15 protein-coding genes are annotated in these 17,420 nt (G+C 65.9%); 1 reads left to right on the forward strand and 14 read right to left on the reverse strand.

Annotation, left to right across the window (positions count from 1 at the left end; all coding sequences use genetic code 11):
- Positions 1-37: 37 nt before the first annotated feature.
- From ACGTNF_RS08630 to ACGTNF_RS08650, 5 genes are all read right to left on the reverse strand, one after another.
- Positions 38-1,141 carry a mannitol dehydrogenase family protein gene (locus ACGTNF_RS08630; RefSeq protein WP_394601340.1) on the reverse strand — a complete coding sequence of 368 codons (1,104 nt, stop codon included), beginning with the start codon at positions 1,139-1,141 and terminating at the stop codon, positions 38-40.
- A 29-nt stretch (positions 1,142-1,170) separates the two neighbouring features.
- The gene (locus ACGTNF_RS08635) at positions 1,171-2,811 is read right to left on the reverse strand and encodes a UxaA family hydrolase (RefSeq protein ID WP_394601341.1); all 1,641 of its coding nucleotides are present in this window, start codon (positions 2,809-2,811) and stop codon (positions 1,171-1,173) included.
- Positions 2,808-3,851, reverse strand: a complete 1,044-nt coding sequence (locus ACGTNF_RS08640; RefSeq protein ID WP_394601342.1) for a zinc-binding alcohol dehydrogenase family protein — start codon at positions 3,849-3,851, stop codon at positions 2,808-2,810. Before ACGTNF_RS08640 ends, ACGTNF_RS08635 begins: the two co-directional genes overlap by 4 nt.
- A gap of 175 nt (positions 3,852-4,026) precedes the next feature.
- The gene (locus ACGTNF_RS08645; protein WP_394601343.1) at positions 4,027-4,869 is read right to left on the reverse strand and encodes a fumarylacetoacetate hydrolase family protein; all 843 of its coding nucleotides are present in this window, start codon (positions 4,867-4,869) and stop codon (positions 4,027-4,029) included.
- A gap of 48 nt (positions 4,870-4,917) precedes the next feature.
- Positions 4,918-5,658: an SDR family oxidoreductase gene (locus tag ACGTNF_RS08650; RefSeq protein ID WP_394601344.1), complete on the reverse strand. Its 741-nt coding sequence runs from the start codon at positions 5,656-5,658 to the stop codon at positions 4,918-4,920.
- Between the two features lie 161 nt (positions 5,659-5,819).
- On the opposite strand from ACGTNF_RS08650, the gene ACGTNF_RS08655 reads away from it, so the two are divergent.
- Positions 5,820-6,575 carry a FadR/GntR family transcriptional regulator gene (locus ACGTNF_RS08655; protein WP_394601345.1) on the forward strand — a complete coding sequence of 252 codons (756 nt, stop codon included), beginning with the start codon at positions 5,820-5,822 and terminating at the stop codon, positions 6,573-6,575.
- A gap of 269 nt (positions 6,576-6,844) precedes the next feature.
- Here ACGTNF_RS08655 and ACGTNF_RS08660 read toward each other — a convergent pair whose 3' ends face one another.
- The 9 genes from ACGTNF_RS08660 to ACGTNF_RS08700 all read right to left on the reverse strand — a co-directional run bounded on the left by ACGTNF_RS08660 (position 6,845) and on the right by ACGTNF_RS08700 (position 17,260).
- A complete protein-coding gene (locus ACGTNF_RS08660; protein ID WP_394601346.1) occupies positions 6,845-8,368 on the reverse strand; it encodes a malonate--CoA ligase in 1,524 nt (507 codons plus the stop codon).
- Positions 8,365-9,732 (reverse strand): malonyl-CoA decarboxylase, encoded by a 1,368-nt coding sequence (locus ACGTNF_RS08665; RefSeq protein ID WP_394601347.1) that lies wholly within the window; start codon positions 9,730-9,732, stop codon positions 8,365-8,367. Before ACGTNF_RS08665 ends, ACGTNF_RS08660 begins: the two co-directional genes overlap by 4 nt.
- A gap of 13 nt (positions 9,733-9,745) precedes the next feature.
- Positions 9,746-11,080 carry a TRAP transporter large permease gene (locus tag ACGTNF_RS08670; protein WP_016855839.1) on the reverse strand — a complete coding sequence of 445 codons (1,335 nt, stop codon included), beginning with the start codon at positions 11,078-11,080 and terminating at the stop codon, positions 9,746-9,748.
- A gap of 1 nt (position 11,081) precedes the next feature.
- Entirely contained in the window at positions 11,082-11,606 is a 525-nt protein-coding gene (locus tag ACGTNF_RS08675) for a TRAP transporter small permease subunit (RefSeq protein ID WP_016855838.1), read from the reverse strand.
- A gap of 60 nt (positions 11,607-11,666) precedes the next feature.
- Positions 11,667-12,668, reverse strand: a complete 1,002-nt coding sequence (gene dctP, locus ACGTNF_RS08680) for a TRAP transporter substrate-binding protein DctP (protein ID WP_394601348.1) — start codon at positions 12,666-12,668, stop codon at positions 11,667-11,669.
- Positions 12,669-13,051: 383 nt separating this feature from the next.
- Positions 13,052-13,543, reverse strand: coding sequence for a methylated-DNA--[protein]-cysteine S-methyltransferase (locus ACGTNF_RS08685; protein WP_394601349.1), 492 nt, complete (start codon positions 13,541-13,543; stop codon positions 13,052-13,054).
- 34 nt (positions 13,544-13,577) lie between these two features.
- Positions 13,578-14,969, reverse strand: a complete 1,392-nt coding sequence (locus ACGTNF_RS08690) for a DNA-3-methyladenine glycosylase 2 family protein (RefSeq protein ID WP_394601350.1) — start codon at positions 14,967-14,969, stop codon at positions 13,578-13,580.
- A gap of 393 nt (positions 14,970-15,362) precedes the next feature.
- Positions 15,363-15,491 carry a putative transporter small subunit gene (locus tag ACGTNF_RS08695; protein WP_016855834.1) on the reverse strand — a complete coding sequence of 43 codons (129 nt, stop codon included), beginning with the start codon at positions 15,489-15,491 and terminating at the stop codon, positions 15,363-15,365.
- Between the two features lie 56 nt (positions 15,492-15,547).
- Positions 15,548-17,260 carry a sodium:solute symporter family protein gene (locus ACGTNF_RS08700; RefSeq protein ID WP_394601351.1) on the reverse strand — a complete coding sequence of 571 codons (1,713 nt, stop codon included), beginning with the start codon at positions 17,258-17,260 and terminating at the stop codon, positions 15,548-15,550.
- Between the last annotated feature and the right edge of the window lie 160 nt (positions 17,261-17,420).

The raw sequence follows: 17,420 nt of genomic DNA on the forward strand, positions 1-17,420 counted from the left end.
GTCGTGCTCCTTAGTTATTGTCGATCTTGAGGTAGGGTTATCGGGAATGCGTCGTGGATTGTGCGCTCGATATGGCTTCATCGAGTCGCGGCGTGGCGATGCCTTGTCGGCGCGCTGATTCGACCACGGGTTGCAGACGTCGCTGGCACTTCGTGGCATGGTGTTGAGCGATGTCCTGCAGGGCGTGGTCGAGATAAGGGTTGGCGAACCGTTCTAGCGTGTCGTCGCGATAGGCCTCTAGAGAGAACAGGCTGATGTGTTCTGCGAGGGTAGGTAGTACTTCTTCGTCGAGTACTTGGCGTAGTTCTGCTACCCATGCAGGGACGTCCATGGCTTCCCGCACGAAGCGAATACTCGATTGCGGCTCACATTGCCAGCGATGAACGAGATAAGTGTGTGCCAGGTTCAGGATGTGCAGCTTGCGCATCTCGTAGGGGGCCAGGGACGTCACGCGCTGTACATCAGGGTGCTGGCAGGGCAGTTCTAGGCCGGCCTGGTCCTCGATGGCCCAGAGCGCATATGGTTCGGCGACAGCTCCAACTGGTTCCAACGCCGCCGAGACGATGCGGTCGACGAGGGTGTTGACCCAAAGACAGCTTGTCGTCAGCCAGGTATCGAAGCCGACATCGGAGTAGTCGCGCTGCGCCAGTTCCCGGACCAGGGTCAGGAGCTGCTCGCCATTGCGGCTGACCAGCTCGCAGGGCAGCACGGTCAGCCCCTTGCGCCCCGCGGAGTAGCGTGCATGCAGCAGCTTGGCAAGCTTGCCGGGAAAGCTTGTTGGCACGTCTGCCAAGGCGCTGTCGTCATCGACGCGGTAGCCGCTGTCACCGGTGTTGGACACTATGAAGCGGGCGTGCTCGACGACATGCCTTTCCAGCGCTTCCCACTGTTCGTCGGCGATCCAGCAGCCGGTAACACTGGTGATGGTCTCACGGACGTCGATGTCGCGACCTCCGCGACGACCGCGAATCGCCAGCGGATACTGCCGGTGCGTGTCTAGATCGCGAGCTTTTTGCTTGCCGGCCTCGCGCGAGGAAGTCTGTACCACGAGGATGTCATCAAGTGTATGTCCGGCCTCCAGCGAGGTATGCACGAAAGCGGCCACGTGGCCCAGCAGAAAGCGGCTGGTGCCGAATTGCACGATACCGGCCTTGGCTAGCGTTGGCGTTGTCACAGGGAAACTCCGCGCTTCCAGGGTATGAAATCGAGCTGCGAGAGACGCATGGCCTTGGTGCGATAACGCCCCGAGGCAGTGTCGATACAAAGGCGCAGAAGTTCGTCGGCGAGTTCGGCGATATCTGCCTCGCCACGAATGATGGGGCCTGCGTCGAAGTCGATGACATCGTTCATGCGCGTTGCTAGCTCGCTGTTGCTGGCGAGCTTCAAGACCGGCGTGATGGGGTTGCCGGTGGGGGTACCTAGGCCGGTGGTGAACATCACCAAGTTGGCGCCGGATCCAACGAGGGCGGTCGTTGACTCGACGTCGTTACCCGGCGAGCAGAGCAGGTTGAGGCCCTTGCGCACCTGGGGCTCGGTGTAGTCCAGCACGTCGACGATGGGGCTGTCGCCACCTTTCTTGGCCGCGCCGGCAGACTTCATGGCGTCAGTGATCAGACCGTCACGAATGTTGCCTGGCGAGGGGTTCATGGAAAAGTGTGCGCCCACCGAGGCGGCGTGGCGCTGGTAGGCCTCCATGAGCTGCTGAAAGCGCAACGCTGTGGCTTCATCGCGGCAACGCGCCACCAGTTCGTGCTCAACACCGCACAGCTCTGGGAACTCGCTGAGGATGCCGCTGCCACCTAGCGCCGCCATGCGGTCGATGACAGCGCCGACCAGCGGGTTGGCCGAGAGGCCGGAGAAACCGTCGGAGCCGCCGCATTCCACGCCGATGGTAAGTTCAGAAAGTGGAGCTGGGCCCCTTTCGACGGCATTGGCGGCTTTTAGGCCGTCGAAAATGCTGCCCAGCGCCTGACGAATCAGCTCGGGTTCTGTGTCAGTGGCCTGCTGCTCGAAGTAGTGCACAGGGCGCAGGTTCTCGGGGTCGCGCTGGGCCACCGCCTCCTTGAGCATCTCGATCTGGGCCTTCTGGCATCCCAGGCTGAGGACTGTGGCGCCGGCCACGTTTGGATGACAGATGTAGCCGGCAAGTAGCTGGCACAGCGCCTGGGCATCGTCGTCGGTGCCGCCGCAGCCAAGCGTGTGGGTCAAAAAGCGCACGCCATCGACATTCGGGAATAGGGGGGCGTCGGTTGTCGGTTCCGGTGCCGCCTGCGTGTTGCCGTGAAGCATGCTGCGGGCCATGTGCTTGTAGTCCCGATAGGGATCGTCGCCGATGGCATCCTCGACACATTGGCGCAGGACTTCGATGTTGCGGTTCTCGCAGAACACCAGGGGGACGACCAGCCAATGGTTGGCGGTGCCCACACGACCATCTGGGCGATGGTAGCCATCGAAGGTCTGCCCGGTGAACGCGCTGACGTCTGGAGCGTCCCAGTGCTCGCGGTGATCTTGGGGGGCGGCGTCGGCGGTGGAGTGTTCGACGTTGGCCGTGGTGATGGCGCTCCCCTCGGCGATGGGTTGGACGACGCGTCCTACGGTTACGCCATACATCACGACGAGATCGCCGGGCCGCATGGCGTGAAGCGTAAACTTGTGCTTGTGCCGCACGGTCTCGGAGAGTGTGACGCTCTGCCCACTGTCTTCGATATCCATGCCGGCCGCCAGGTCACGCAGTGCGACCAGCACGTTGTCGTCGGCGTGCACGCGCAGACAAGGGCGTTGGGTGGTATCCGACACGATGGTCCGGTTCATGAGTGCCCCTTCCGCGACGTGGTATCTAGCTCCACCATGGCCTTGATCACACCGCTTTCAGGCTGGCACCAGGCGGGCATCAGCTCGGGCAGTGCGTCGAAGGCGCCTGTGTGGGTGATCATGGCCGTGGATTGCAGTCTGCCTTCGGCCATGAGGCGTGCCACTGTCTCGAAGTCCTCTCTTGTGGCATTGCGACTGCCCAGCAGGCTCAGTTCCTTCTTGTGGAAATCCGGATCATGGAAGGCGATGTCGGCCTTGACCACGCTGACCAGCACGTAGCGGGCGCCGTGACCTGCGAAGTCGAATCCACGATTCATCGCCTTGGGATTGCCAGTAGCGTCGAAGACCACATCGGCCAGCGCACCGCTGTTGAGTGCCAGAAGCTGTTCTTCCACGTTGTCGTCTAGGGCATGAAGAACGCAATCGGCACCGAGGGTGTCGCGGCAGAAGGCCAGGCGTTCATGGTTGGTGTCGACTACCACGGTGCGTGCGCCCCGGCTTTTGGCAATCTGAAGGATGCCCATTCCGATCGGGCCGGCGCCAACCACTACTGCCAGCTCTTCGGCCTCGACAGCTGCCCGGCGCACGGCGTGTGCGCCGATCGCCAGACACTCGATCAGTGCCAGGGATTCGGGCTCGAGGGTGTCAGAGGTCACCAAGTGATCGGCGGGTACACTGAGGTATTCGGCCATGCCGCCATCGCGGTGCACTCCGACTACCTGCATGTTCTGGCAGCAATTGGTTTTGCCCTGGCGGCAGGCGCGACATTCCCCGCAATGTAGGTAGGGAATGACATATGCACTCTGGCCGATTAGCTCGCTGTCGACTCCCTCACCTGTCGCCACGATATCGCCTGACAGCTCATGGCCCAGTACTCGGGGGTACTCGAAATAGGGTTGGTTGCCACCATAGGCGTGAATATCAGTGCCACAGATACCGACGCGCCGCACTCTGATCATGGCCTCGCCCGGGGCGCACCGGGGCTCGGGGATCTCGCGCAGTTCCAGAGAGTGGGGCTGAGTGCAGACAAGCGCACGCATGATTATATCCTTTATCGGTTAAATGGACCGACCAATAGAAAAGGTCATTTAGTCCAGAGGTCAGGCCAATTGGCATTTAACATGCCCCAGCGGGGCTGTGGGCTCAAGTTGTGAGCGGCTTATCGCCCATAGACATAGGTCGTAAAGACGACGTTCTATCTGTTTCTGTGAGAGGTCAGGCCTGCACGACAAGCTGGTGTTGTTCGCCCAGCCCCTCGATTCCGAGGCGCATGCGTTGGCCTGGTTTGAGGAAGACCTGCGGACTCTGACCCGCGCCTACGCCCGGTGGCGTGCCGGTGGAAATGACATCGCCGGGTTGCAGGCTCATGAAGCGGCTCAGATACGCGACCAAGTAGGAAATCTGATAGACCATGGTGCGACTGTTACCGCTCTGATAGCGCTTGCCGTCGACGTCCAGCCACATGTCGAGTGATTGGGGGTCGGCGATCTCGTCGCGGGTGACCAGCCAGGGGCCAAGCGGGCCGAAAGTGTCGCACCCCTTGCCCTTGTCCCAGCTTCCGCTGCGCTCGAGCTGGAATTCCCGCTCGGAGACATCGTTGACCACGCAATAGCCGGCGACGTGATCCAATGCATTGGCCTCGTTGATGTAGCGCCCACCCTTACCGATGATGACGCCCAGCTCGACTTCCCAATCGGTCTTTTGTGAGTCGCGTGGTATTTCCACGTCATCGTTGGGGCCACAGATGGCGCTGGTCCACTTGTTGAAGACCACGGGTTCTAGTGGGACCTCGGCACCGGTCTCTGCTGCATGGTCGGAGTAGTTGAGGCCGATGCAGATGAACTTGCCGACCTGACCCACGCACGGCCCCAAGCGCGTTCCCTCGGGAACTTCTGGCAGGCTCTCGTGATCCGCTTGCGCGACGCTGGCCAGTGTGACGTCGTCGAGGGACTCGCCGGCGACATCCTTGATCAGCGACGAGAGGTCGCGAATTTTTCCGTTGGCGTCCAGCAGACCGGGTTTTTCCTGGCCCGGGGGGCCGAAGCGTAGCAGTTTCATGCGATGTCCTTTGTGAGGTCCGTGGGTGAGTCGAATATGGCTACGAGCTCAATTGGCCCAGCCACCGTCGATTAGCTGCGCAGTACCGGTGATAAACGCCGCCTCGTCTGAGGCCAGGAAGGTTGCAAGCGCGGCGACTTCCTCTGGACGCCCCAGTCGAGCCATCGGTTGGCGGTCGATGAAGTCTTGGAATACCTCTGCCTTGTCGCGCCCCTGCTGCCGGGCCTGGGCCTCGATGCGTTGATGCAGAGAGGGCGATTCGACGGTGCCAGGGCAGATAGCGTTGCAGCGAATGCCTTGCGTCATGTAGTCGGCAGCTACCGACTTGGTCAAGCCAATGACAGCGGCCTTGGTGGTGCCGTAGGCGAAGCGGTTGGGCACGCCCTTGATGCTCGATGCCAGTGAGGCCATGTTGATGATGCTGCCGCCACCGCGCGCCAGCATGCCCGGGAGAAATTCCTGAATCATATGGAATATGGCTGTCACGTTGAGGGCGAAGCTGCGCTCCCAGGTGGCATCGTTGCACTCCAGTATCGAGCCGCCTGGCACCATACCGGCGCAGTTGAACAGGATATCGATACCGCCGTACTTACCGGCCAGCGTCGCGATGTCAGTGTGCTGGTTGACGTCTAGCCGATGTACCCAGGCACCTTCGAGATCGTCGAGCAAGCCGGGGTCAATGTCGGTAGCGATGACATTGGCTCCTTCGGCGAGAAAGCGTTCCGCCGTGGCTCGGCCGATGCCCTGTCCGGCCGCTGTGACCAGTGCGGTCTTGTGTTGAAGGCTCATAGTGTGGCGAATCCCTGCTGAACGTGGGAACATACCTCGGTTAGCTATTCGAAGATCCAGAGGCCTGACCAATGGTCAGGCCATCATCTACTGGGCTATGTCTCGGCGGCAAGTCAATTGCCATCAACTTTAGTCGCAACGCGGTGCGGAGAGACGACGCGATGCCGATTCAAACCATTCGTTCACAGCGTCTGTACCGGCAAATAGCCGATCAGTTGCAACAACTTATCAGTGACGGTGAGTTCCCCCCGGGGACACTGTTACCCCCAGAGCGAGATCTAGCCCAGCAGATGGGCGTCAGTCGAGCATCGGTGCGTGAGGCGCTGATCGCCCTGGAAGTTGTGGGCCTCGTCGAGGTGCGTGTGGGGCATGGGGTACTGGTCAAGGAAGTCGATGCTATGCCGTCGGGCTCGGTCATGCAGGCGGCGGCACGTAAGGAGCCCTGGGCCCTGGACCCCGATTTTGCTAGTGAGATTCAAATCAATCTTGAAGAGGAGATTCCACCCTTTTCACTTCTTCAGGCCCGACGCTACCTTGAGCCGGAAACTGCTGCACTTGCGGCGAAAAATGCCAATGAGGATGACCTCGCGGCCATTCGCCAGGCATTGGCGCGCAATATCGAAGACAATAAACATGGTGGCGGAAATATTGCCGGTGATCGGTTATTACACATCCGAATTGCCGAGGCCTCGGGTAATTCTGCTTATGCGTTGTTGATCAAACATCTATTGGGGCATCACTACGGCGTCATGTTCCGTCGCCTACAGGATCTGTTTATGGAGACCGACATGGCCCAGCATTCGCAGGGAGATCACGAGAGGATCGTGCGCGCCATTGAAGAGCGCGACCCGGTTTTGGCGCGCAGAGCGATGGAAATACATCTTGATCATGTGCTCAACGTCTTTTTCGCCGAGTGAGATGCTGCTAATGATTTGATTCAGCATGGCTGGATAACAAGAGCCGCGTTTGGGAAGTCCGAAATGAAAGGATGCGCCTTTCATGGGGTAATAGGCTCGGTTCGTCGGGAGTAGCCCTTTCGTGTTGACTTGTATCCTGACAGCTGAGTCGTCGGCAGGGTTGCACGGACCCGCGACCGCGACGGTGCCTCATCCGCCACCACGACGACGGCACCGCCATGGCGGTGCCGTCGTGTGCGTGTTGGCGGGGTGTCGCCCGCCTCGCAGGCCTAGCGATAGGTGGCGTCGAAGCGCTGGCGCAGCGCGTTCTTCTGCACCTTGCCCATGGTGTTGCGCGGCAGGGCGTCGATGAAGAACACCCGCTTGGGCTGCTTGTACTTGGCCAGCCGGCCCTGCAGGTGGGCGATCACCTGGGCCTCCTCGAGCCGGGCGCCGGGCTGGCACACCACCGTCGCGGTGACGCCTTCGCCGAAGTCCGGATGGGGCAGGCCGATCACGGCGGATTCCAGCACCTCGTCCATCTCGTCGATGACCTGCTCCACCTCCTTGGGGTAGACGTTGTAGCCGCCGGAGATCACCAGGTCCTTGTCGCGGCCGACGATCTGCACGTAGCCGCGCGCGTCGCGGGTGACCAGGTCGCCGGTGATGAAGAAGCCGTCCTCGAGCAGCTCTTCCTTCGTTTTTTCGGGCTTGCGCCAGTAGCCGAGGAAGACGTTGGGGCCGCGCACCTGGAGGATGCCGATCTCGCCGTCGGCGACCTCCTTGCCGCCGTCACGGTCGACGATGCGGATCTCCACCCCGGGCAGCGGCATGCCCACGGTGCCGGCGCGGCGGTCGCCGTCGTAGGGGTTGGAGAGGTTCATGTTGGTCTCGGTCATGCCGTAGCGCTCGAGGATGGCGTGGCCGGTCTTCTCGGCGAACAGCTCGTGGGTCTCGGCGGTCAGCGGCGCCGAGCCGGAGACGAACAGGCGCATGTTGGCGGTGACCTCGGGGGTGAGGCGATCGTCGGCTACCAGCCGGGTGTAGAAGGTCGGCACGCCCATCATCACGGTGCCGCGGGGCAGCTCCTCGAAGATCACGTCGGCGTCGAACTTCGGCAGGAACAGCAGGCTTGAGCCGGCCATCAGGGTGACGTTGCAGGCCACGAACAGGCCGTGGGTGTGGAAGATCGGCAGCGCGTGGATCAGCCGGTCCTCGGGGGTGAAGCGCCAGGCCTCGACCAGCGCCGCGGCGTTGGAGCCGAGGTTGCGGTGGGTGAGCATCGCGCCCTTGGAGCGCCCGGTGGTGCCGGAGGTGTAGAGGATCGCCGCCAGGTCGTCGTCCGTGCGCGGCACGGCGTCGTCGAAGGCCGTGGCTGCCGCGGCGCGCTCCATCAGCGAACCGTCGGCGGCGGTGCCGAGGGTCTCGACCGCCGGGCAGCCGGTCTCGGCGGCCAGCGCGCGGGCTTCCTCGAGCACTGCCGGGCGGCACACGAACAGCGCCGGTTCGGCGTCGCTCAGGAAGTAGCGGATCTCGTCCCCGGTGTAGCCGGTGTTGAGCGGCAGGTAGACCGCCCCGGCGCGCAGCGTGGCCAGGTAGAGCAGGATCGCCTCGGGGCTCTTTTCGACCTGCACCGCGACCCGGTCGCCGGGCGAGACGCCGAGCGCGACCAGGGCGCCGGCCAGCCTGGCGCTCTCGGCCAGGGCGTCGGCGTGGGAGTAGCGGCGGCCGTCGCGGGTGGTGATGAAGTCGGCGTCGCCGCGGGCCTGCATGCGGGCGGCGAAGGTCTTGAACAGGTTGTTGTTATCGGTCATCTGGCGGTGTCTCCCTTGCCTTGCGCCTTGCGGGCCTTGCGCACGAGGTCCTTGACCTCGCCGGAACGCGCCACGGTGGCGTTGGCGGTGTAGTTCTCGTGATTGCGCTCGATGTCGTTGAGCACGTAGAGGTAGTTGACCATCAGCCCGGCGGCCTGCTCGAGGCCCTTGGCCGAGGTATCGCCGAGCCAGTTGATGCGATGCAGCTCGGCGCCGTTGCCCAGGTGGAAGCGGGCCACCGGGTTGAGCGGCAGGCCCCTGGGGTTCTTCTCCTCGGCCAGGTAGCGGGCGGCCAGCGGGCGCACGATGGCCCTGAGCGCCTCGGCCCGCTCGGCGTCTTCGTGCCAGCCGGGCGCCTGGAGCTCGGCCAGCGCCTCGCGGGTGGATTCCGGCAGGGTGGTGTCGTCCTGGCGCTCGGCCAGCCACTGGGCGAAGCCCGGCACCGGCGAGAGCGTGACGAAGTGCTTGAGCTGCGGCAGTTCCTGCTTGAGCTCCTGCACCACCTGCTTGATCAGGAAGTTGCCGAACGAGATGCCGCGCAGCCCCACCTGGCAGTTGCTGATGCCGAAGAAGGCGGCGCTGTCGGCGTCCTCGGGTTCCTCCACGTGGCCCTTGTCGTCGTGATCGCCGGCCAGGATCGGCTGGATGCGCTCCGGCAGCCCCTTGCACAGCGCCACCTCGACGAAGATCAGCGGCTCGTCGCCGGTGGCCGGATGGAAGAAGGCGAAGCAGCGCCGGTCGCGGGCGTCGAGCCGGCGGCGCAGGTCGTTCCAGTCCTGGATCTCGTGCACCGCCTCGTAGCGGATGATCTTCTCCAGGATCGAGGCCGGGGTGTTCCAGTCGATGCGCTTGAGCATCAGGAAACCGCGGTTGAACCAGGAGCCGAACAGGTGGGCGAAGTCGGCGTCGATGGCCGCGAGCTCGGGATGCTCGCGGCGCAGGGCCAGCAGCTGCTCGCGCATGCGCACCAGCTGGTAGGTGCCCTCGGGGGCCAGGTTGAGGCGCCGGAACAGCTCCTGGCGCTTCGGCTCGCAGGCCTCGAACAGCGCCTCCAGCGAGGCGTTGTCGCGGGTCTCGCGATAGGCGGCGTAGCTTTCGTCGATGCGCTCGGGGTCGGCGGCGAACTCCTCGGCCAGGCGCATGAAGAAGTGCCTGCGCGGGTCGGCGTCGAGCCGGGCGTACATGGCCAGGGCGCGGCTGGCCAGGGTGATGCTCGAGGCCTCGCCGTCGCTCTCGAGCAGGGCGCGGCAGGCCTCGACCAGCGCGTCCGGGTTGGGGGCGTCGTCGCCGTCCGAACGCCGCCAGCGCAGGGCGTCGCGCTGGGTGATGTTGTTGAGCAGTTCCTGAAGGAAGGTCATGTTCATGGCGGCGTCTCCTTCAGCCCATGATCAGGTCGGGGAGCCACAGGGCGATGCCCGGGAACAGGCACAGCAGCACGATCGCCAGCACCATGCACAGGGCGTAGGGCAGGCTGCCGGTCAGGATGCTGCGCAGCGAGATGTCCGGCGCGATGCCCTTGATGATGAACAGGTTGAGGCCCACCGGCGGGGTGATCAGGCCGATCTCCAGGTTGATGGTCAGCACCACCGCGAACCAGTAGGGGTCGAAGTCGGCGGCCAGGATGATCGGCAGCAGGATCGGCGCGGTCATCACGATCACCGCCACCGGCGGCAGGAAGAAGCCGGCCACCAGCAGGAAGACGTTGATGACGCCCATCAGCACCCAGCGGTTGACCTCCAGATCGGCGATGGCGCCGGCCACGGTCTGGGTGATGAACAGCGACGACAGGGCGTAGGCGAAGACCTCGGCGCAGGCGATGACCAGCATGATCATCACGCTCTCGCGCAGCGAGTCGCGCATGATCAGCTTGATCGGCCCGGCCTGCCACATGCGGTAGATCAGGATCGCCAGTGCCAGGCACAGGAAGGCGCCGACGCCGGCCGCCTCGGAGGGCGTGGCCACGCCGCCGTAGAGCGCGAACAGAATGCCCGCCACCACGGCGAGGAAGGGCAGCACCCGCACCACCGCCTTGAGGTTGGAGTCGACGTTGGCCTTGACCGTCTCCTTGAGCCGGCCGGCGGCCTCGGCCGCGGGGTTCTGATAGCCCCCGGCCAGCTTGCAGGCGATGATCGTCCAGACCATGAACAGCCCGGCGAGCATGAAGCCCGGCACCACCCCGGCGATGAACAGGCGGCCGATGGAGGTCTCGCTGGCGATGCCGTAGATGATCATGGTCACCGAGGGCGGAATCAGGATGCCCAGGGTGCCGCCGGCGGCGATGCAGCCGGCGGCCACGCCGTCGGGATAGCCGCGGGTGCGCATCTCGGGGATGCCCATCTTGCCGATCGCCGCGCAGGTGGCCGGCGACGAGCCGGAGAGGGCGGCGAAGATCGAGCAGGCGCCGATGTTGGAGACGGCGAGCCCGGCCGGCAGGCGGCCCATCCACAGGTCCAGCGAGCGGTAGAGGTCGCGGCCGGTGGGCGAGGAGGCCACGGCGGCGCCCATCAGGATGAACATCGGGATGGCGACGAAGCCGAACTCGGCGATGCGCTCGAAGAAGGTCTCGCCGAAGTAGGTCAGCTCCGGCATGCCGCGGTCGTAGAGCAGCGCCATCAGCGAGACGCCGCCCAGGGCGAAGGCGATGGGGGTGCCGATGGCCATCAGTACGATGAGACCGACGGCGACGATGATGCCCAGCGTGATCGGATCCATGTCAGTTCTCCTCGCCGCGCAGCAGTTCGGCGACGTACTGCAGCGTCAGCAGGGTGGCGCCGAGTGCCACCGGCAGCAGGGCCGGCCACAGCGGCGGGTTCCACACCGTGCCGGTGGTCCACTGGCCGTGATACGCCTCGGCGACGTAGACCCAGCTGCCGTAGGCCAGCGCGGCGCAGAAGGCCAGGCCGACCAGCGAGCCGAGCAGCAGCATGAGCCTGCGGCCGAGCCCGCCGACCAGGTCGGGCAGCAGGGTGATGGCGACGTGGCCGCCGGTCATCAGCACGTAGGCGCTGCCCATCAGCATGGCGCCGGTGACCGAGAAGATGGTGAATTCGGTCTGCCAGCTGGTGCTCATGCCCAGCGCGTAGCGCACGAAGACCATGTGGCAGATGGCGCCGACGCCGGCCAGGAACAGCGCGCAGGCGACGTAGGCGGCGCCGCGGGAGACGCCGTCCATCAGGCGGATGTAGCCGCCGACCAGCGGCAGGCGTCGGGCGAGGGGTGAGGTATTGGCCATGGCCATGTCGTCCTCCCGGAGTCAGAGACACCGGCCCGGGGCCGGTGTCGTGGGGCAAAAACCCGGTTACTCGACGGCCAGGGCGGCGTCGATCAGGGCCTGTCCGTTGGGGACGTTCTCGGCGAAGTTCTGGTAGGAGGTCTGCTTGGCGATCTCCAGCCAGGCGTCATAGTCCTCCTGGCTCATGGTCACCACCTCGACGCCGTTCTCCTCGTAGGCGTCGACCATCTTCTGGTCGAGCCCGGCGGCCTCCTCGGCGAAGAAGTCCTCGGCGGCCTGGCCGGCGGCGGTCAGCGCCTGCTGCTGTTCCTCGCTGAGGCCCTGCCAGCTGCGCTCGGAGATCAGGATCGGCTCGTACATGAACCACAGGGCGTGCTCGCCCGGCGCGGTCATGCAGCTCACCTGCTCGTAGATGCGATACGAGACGAAGGACATCGAGGAGGTGTTGGCGGCGTCCAGCACTCCGGTCTGCAGGGCGGTGTAGATCTCGGACGACGGCATGGAGGAGATCGAGGCGCCGGCGCCGGCCAGCATTTCCTCGAAGGCCGGGCCGGCGGCGCGGAAGGTCTGGCCCTCGACGGTGTCCGGCGAGGTGATGCACTGCTGGCTGGAGGCGAAGCCGCCGGCCAGCCAGGCATCGGCCAGCACCCGGGCGCCGCCTTCCTGGATGACGTGCTTGATCATGTCCATGAACTCGGAGTCGTTGAGGCGGCGGGCGTGCTCGTGGTTGCGCACCACGCCGGGCATCAGGGTGGCGGAGAACTCCGGGTGGCGGCCGCTGGCGTAGTCGAGCGGCAGGGCGGTGATGTCCAGGCGCCCGCGGGACAGCGCGGCCCACTGCTCGCGAGCCTTGAACAGCGACTGGCCGGGATAGACCTCGATCTCCAGGCCGACGTCGGCCTCGGCGACCTTGTCGGCCATCAGCTGGACCATCTCGTCGCGCACGTCGCCCTGGCCACCGGGGAACTGGTGGGAGGCGCGCAGCACGGTGTCGGCCGAGGCGGCGGTGCCGGCGAGAGAGGCGGCGAGGGCGGTGCCCGCGACGAGGGGGAGCATTGAGCGTTTCATGGCGTCTCCAGATTGGCGTTGTTGTTATGGGCCGTTGGTTGGGAGCGACTTCTCTTTACAGCAACAGCGCGAGAGCGGCTGTGGTACGAAGCTTTCTTGTGTGAAGTGTCTATCAGCGGTGCTGATATATATTTCAATAGGCGAAGTGAAATACTACTGTCAAACCGGGCGGCTTAGACAAAGGCATCAGCTGCGATGCAGCAAAGACGCCGGAAGGCGCTCGTGGCGGGCGATCGGGCGGGATGGAAGAAAATCGTGGGCAAGCCCGCCACGAGGCCCGCACGAGGCGGGGCATCGCGACGGCGAAACGATCCGGGGCCCGGCTCGGTGCAGGGAAGCCTGGTTCAGAGAAGCCCGGTGCCGGGGGCTCGGTTCAGCGCGGCTCAGTTCAAGGAAAAGGGAATCTCGCCGGCCTCATGCGCCAGCAGCCACTGCTTGCGGCCGATGCCGCCGGCGTAGCCGGTGAGACGGCCGTCGCTGCCGATCACCCGGTGGCAGGGCACCACGATGGCCAGCGGGTTACGGCCATTGGCCGCGCCCACCGCGCGCTGGCCGCCCTTGCAGCCGAGCTGCTCGGCGATCTCGGCGTAGCAGCGGGTCTCGCCGAAGGGAATGGTCGAGAGCGCCTGCCAGACCCGGCGCTGGAAGTCGGTGCCCTGCGGCGCCAGCGGCAGGTCGAAGGCCTGGCGGAGGCCGTCGAAGTATTCGGCCAGCTGGGCGCGGGCCCGCTCGGTGTGGGCGTTGGGGCGGGCCGGCTCGTCCTCTTCTATGACGAAGGCGATCTCGGTCAGCCCGGCGTCGGAGGCGCCGAGGCGGATCAGGCCGAGGGCCTCGGTCTCCGGCGGGCGGAAGTAGTCCAGGGCATCGTCGGTCATCGGCTTGGCTCCTTGTTGTTCAGGGGGATGAACCTCAGGGGGTGGAAGACCAGAGCTGCAGGGTCAGGTAGCTGCGCCAGGGCGCTCCCCGGGCCGGCTCGGCGCCCGCCAGGCGGGGCAGGGCGCGGCGCACGCCGGCATCGCCGGCAAGCCAGATATCGGGGGCGCCGGTGCCGCGCAGCGCCGCGTAGTTCGCCGTCCAGGGCCCGATGCCTTTCAGCGTCGTCCAGGCCTGCGGATCGTCGTCGGCTTCGCCTTCAGCGTACCAGCTCGCGAAGCGCCTGAGCGTCGCCTTGCGGGCGCCGGGCATGCGCAGCTCGTCGAGTTCGCTGTCGGCGATGGCCTCGGGCACGGGGAAGTGATGGCCGTGCTCGGTCGGCTCGCCCCGCGCCTCCACCAGTCGCGTGACCAGGCCGCGGGCGGCGTCGGTGGAGACCTGCTGGCCGAGGATGGCGCGGATGCCGGCCTCGAAGGGCGACCAGATGCCGGGCAGCCGCAGCCCCTCGACCAGTGCAAGGCCGGGGAAGGCGCCGGCCAGATGGGTCTCGATGGTGGTGGTGTCGGCGTCCAGGTCCAGCACCCGGCGGATGCGCCGCACCACCGGCGACAGTGCGCGCAGGTCGTCGAGCACGAGGCGGACCCGGAAGGCGTGGCGCTGCGGGACGTGTTCGGCGGTGAACGAGCCGCGCGCGCCGCCCCAGCGGATATGCCGGCCGTAATATGCCTCGCCGACCCACTCCAGGCCGGCAATGGCACGGCCGGCGTGGAAGTCGCGCAGCGCCGGCCAGGCGTAGGGCGGGCGATAGGCCAGCCACAGCGTCAGCGGCTCGCCGTTCTGGCCGCCGTTCTGGCCGCCGTTGACGCTATCGGCGGCGCTTCGGCGCAGTTCCCGCGGCGCCAGGCCGATGCGGGTCACGAAGGCATCGTTGAAGCGTCGCAGGCTGCGAAAGCCGCTGGCGTAGGCGATGTCGGTGATCGGCAGCGTGGTCTGGTGCAGCAGCTGCTTGGCGAACAGGCACTGGCGATACTGGGCGTAGGCCTTGGGCGAGACGCCGAGTCCGTCGTGGAACAGCCGCCTCAGGTGACGCTCGCCGACGCCGAGTCGCTGGCACAGGTCGCTCAGCGAGCCGTCGCCCAGGGCGCCGTCGTCGATCAGCCGCAGCGCTCGCTCGAGCGTGGTGCGGGTGCCGCGCCAGGCGGGGGAGTCGGGGGCGCTGTCCGGCCGGCAGCGCAGGCAGGGACGGAAGCCGGCCTCGGCGGCGGCCAGGGGCGTATCGAAGTAGCGCACCCGGGTGTCTTTCGACGGAATGGCCGGGCAGATCGGTCGGCAGTAGATGCCGGTGCTGGTCACGCCGACCACGAAGCGGCCGTCGAAGCGCGCATCCCGGGCCAGGCGCGCCTGGCGGCACTGAGCGGCATCCAGCATGGCGGCGTTCCTCGGTCTCGGTTCCTGATCGCAGTGTAACGCGCCAGCGCGGCGAGACTCGCCGGAAACGGACGTCAAGCCGGACGCTTCGTGCAGGTCATGCGGCGTCTTTGCTTGATTGTGCGTCGAGTGCGCGTCGACCGTTAGCGCAGCCGCGCCCGGTGGCCTTCCATTGGGCGCTGGCCGAGGGCCTCGGCCTCCGGCGGGCGGAAGTCGTCCAGGGCATCGTCGGTCATCGGCTTGGCCCCCCGTTGAGGCGACCCGGAGGCGTCGCGTGGTGCCGGTGTCTCAGTCTAGCCTCCCGTGTCGTTGGATTGAACGAAAAGGACCCCGCCGGCAGTGGCCGGCGGGGTCCTTGGCAGGGCGGCGATCAGGGGATCGCCAACCTCCGCGTCAGACGAGCTCGCGCTGCTCGCGCCTGGCGTCGCGGCGGTCGCGCAGCACCGCGCGGCAGATCAGTACCAGCACGCCCAGGGTCAGGGCGGGCCATACGAGCACATAGAAGCCATAGAGCAAGTTCATGGCGGTTCTCCTCGTGGCGGCGCCGGCACCCGGCGCCATGGTGGATGGGCCCCGGCTCAGCGTTGGCCGGCCAGGGGGGCGGCGTCCTTGGGCGGGGTCGGCTGGTGGCGCGATGCCTCCGCGGGCGCGCCCTGGATATGGTCATAGTCGCCGACCCGTTCGCCGATGGTGGCGAAGTCGAAGCGCTCCTGACGGCTCGCGAGGCTCATCACCACGCACACCAGGGTGCTGGTGCCGTAGGCGGTCAGCGAGGCCAGCAGCACGGTGTATTCGCGCAGGAAGCCGGTGGCGAAGACCAGCATGGCCGCGAGTGCCAGGATGCCGGCGAGGAAGCCCATCGTGCGGCCCAGGAAGCCGAACACCATCAGGCCGATGATCACGCCGCCGCCGATGCTCGCCAGCAGTTCGAAGAGCAGGCCGGTGGCGCCCGCCAGCGGCAGCCACTCGAAGCGGGCCAGGCAGAACATCACCATGGCCACCAGCACCGAGGTGGTGAAGGCCGCATTGGTGATGCGGTCCCAGAAGCAGCTGGCGATCACCGGGAAGACGATGGCGCCCCACAGCGCGCCGACGAACACCAGCATCACCAGGATATCCAGCGAGAAGCTGGCGAAGACGATGCCCGCCGCGGTGGCGATGATCATGGTCAGGCGGCCCACCAGCAGCATGCGCTGGGGGTCGGCCTTGCCGCGGGCCAGGTTCTTGCCGTAGACGTCGGCCATCATGATCGCCGACAGCGCCGAGAGGTCGGAGTCGGCGGTGGAGGAGAGCGAGCCGATCACCAGGATGAAGAACAGCGCGATGAACACCGGCGGCAGGTAGCTCGACACCATCTGCGGGATCAGGTTGTTCATGTCGCCATTGAGCGGCTCGATGCCCAGCGTCAGGGCCATCAGGCCGATCATGCCGAGGCCGATGACGATGGCGCCATAGCCGACGGTGGCGGTGAGGAAGGTCGGCTTGATGTGCTCTTCGTTCACCGCGAACAGGCGCTGGGAGATGGTCTGGTTGCCGATGGCGTAGGCCAGCACGGCGACGAAGAAGGGCGCGCCCTGGTTGAGGATGGCGTCCATCGAGAAGAAGTCGGCCTGCTCAGCGGTCAGGTTGTCGAGGCCGGCGACCAGCTCGCCGGGGCCGCCCATGGCGAAGAACACCGCGGGGATGATCACCACGGCGATGGCCATCAGGGCCACCAGCTGGGCGAAGTCGGTCAGCACCGAGGCGCGGAAGCCCGACCACAGGGTGTAGAGCAGCACGCCGACGCCGGCGATGATGACCCCGGCCTGGAAGGAGAGCGGCGAGAGCACCGAGACCAGGGCGCCGGCGGCGGTGAAGTTGACCATCAGGCTGATCACGCTGCCCAGCACGTTGGAGAACGCCAGGATCAGCTGGCTGGAGCTGCCGTGGCGGGCGTGGATCAGCTCGCCCAGGGTGTGGGCGTTGGGGGCGAGCTTGCGGAAGCGGCGCCCGAACGGGTAGATGAACAGGATCATCAGCGCGCCCCAGAGCCCGTAGTGGATGGGGCCGGAGACGCCGTAGGTGTAGCCGGAGGTGGCGGCGGCGTAGAAGGAGGCGGCCCAGATCCAGGTGGCGGTCATGCTGGCCGCGCCGATGCCGAAGCCGATGCGGTGGTTGGAGACCATGAAGGCGTCGGCGTCTTCCTTCTTCTTGCGGATGCCGAGCGTGAGCAGGTAGGTGCCGCCGTAGAAGGCGAGCATCAACAGGAGGATGGTCGGGGTCGAGAATTGATGAAGCGATGCGCTGTTCAAAAGCAATCCCTCGGTGAGTGGAAGGGGCGCGTCACGAAACGGCCACGCAGGGGTGCCGGCCGGACGCGATGGTCGGTTGGGTCGTGTTGATCGCGCACGCGATGACGTCATCGGGGCGTGAGCCGATGAGGCGACGATGGAATGACGCTCGGGCCGCTCG

The sequence above is a fragment of the Halomonas sp. B23F22_10 genome, from assembly GCF_043496975.1.
GTDB lineage: Bacteria > Pseudomonadota > Gammaproteobacteria > Pseudomonadales > Halomonadaceae > Halomonas > Halomonas smyrnensis.

Excerpts from the sequence above, each read along its gene's own strand:
- ACGTNF_RS08635 (WP_394601341.1), bottom strand. The coding sequence starts at position 2,811 with ATGAACCGGACCATCGTGTCGGATACCACCCAACGCCCTTGTCTGCGC.
- ACGTNF_RS08640 (WP_394601342.1), bottom strand. The coding sequence starts at position 3,851 with ATGCGTGCGCTTGTCTGCACTCAGCCCCACTCTCTGGAACTGCGCGAG.
- ACGTNF_RS08645 (WP_394601343.1), bottom strand. The coding sequence starts at position 4,869 with ATGAAACTGCTACGCTTCGGCCCCCCGGGCCAGGAAAAACCCGGTCTG.
- ACGTNF_RS08650 (WP_394601344.1), bottom strand. The coding sequence starts at position 5,658 with ATGAGCCTTCAACACAAGACCGCACTGGTCACAGCGGCCGGACAGGGC.
- ACGTNF_RS08655 (WP_394601345.1), top strand. The coding sequence starts at position 5,820 with ATGCCGATTCAAACCATTCGTTCACAGCGTCTGTACCGGCAAATAGCC.
- ACGTNF_RS08660 (WP_394601346.1), bottom strand. The coding sequence starts at position 8,368 with ATGACCGATAACAACAACCTGTTCAAGACCTTCGCCGCCCGCATGCAG.
- ACGTNF_RS08665 (WP_394601347.1), bottom strand. The coding sequence starts at position 9,732 with ATGAACATGACCTTCCTTCAGGAACTGCTCAACAACATCACCCAGCGC.
- ACGTNF_RS08670 (WP_016855839.1), bottom strand. The coding sequence starts at position 11,080 with ATGGATCCGATCACGCTGGGCATCATCGTCGCCGTCGGTCTCATCGTA.
- ACGTNF_RS08675 (WP_016855838.1), bottom strand. The coding sequence starts at position 11,606 with ATGGCCATGGCCAATACCTCACCCCTCGCCCGACGCCTGCCGCTGGTC.
- dctP (WP_394601348.1), bottom strand. The coding sequence starts at position 12,668 with ATGAAACGCTCAATGCTCCCCCTCGTCGCGGGCACCGCCCTCGCCGCC.
- ACGTNF_RS08685 (WP_394601349.1), bottom strand. The coding sequence starts at position 13,543 with ATGACCGACGATGCCCTGGACTACTTCCGCCCGCCGGAGACCGAGGCC.
- ACGTNF_RS08690 (WP_394601350.1), bottom strand. The coding sequence starts at position 14,969 with ATGCTGGATGCCGCTCAGTGCCGCCAGGCGCGCCTGGCCCGGGATGCG.
- ACGTNF_RS08695 (WP_016855834.1), bottom strand. The coding sequence starts at position 15,491 with ATGAACTTGCTCTATGGCTTCTATGTGCTCGTATGGCCCGCCCTGACC.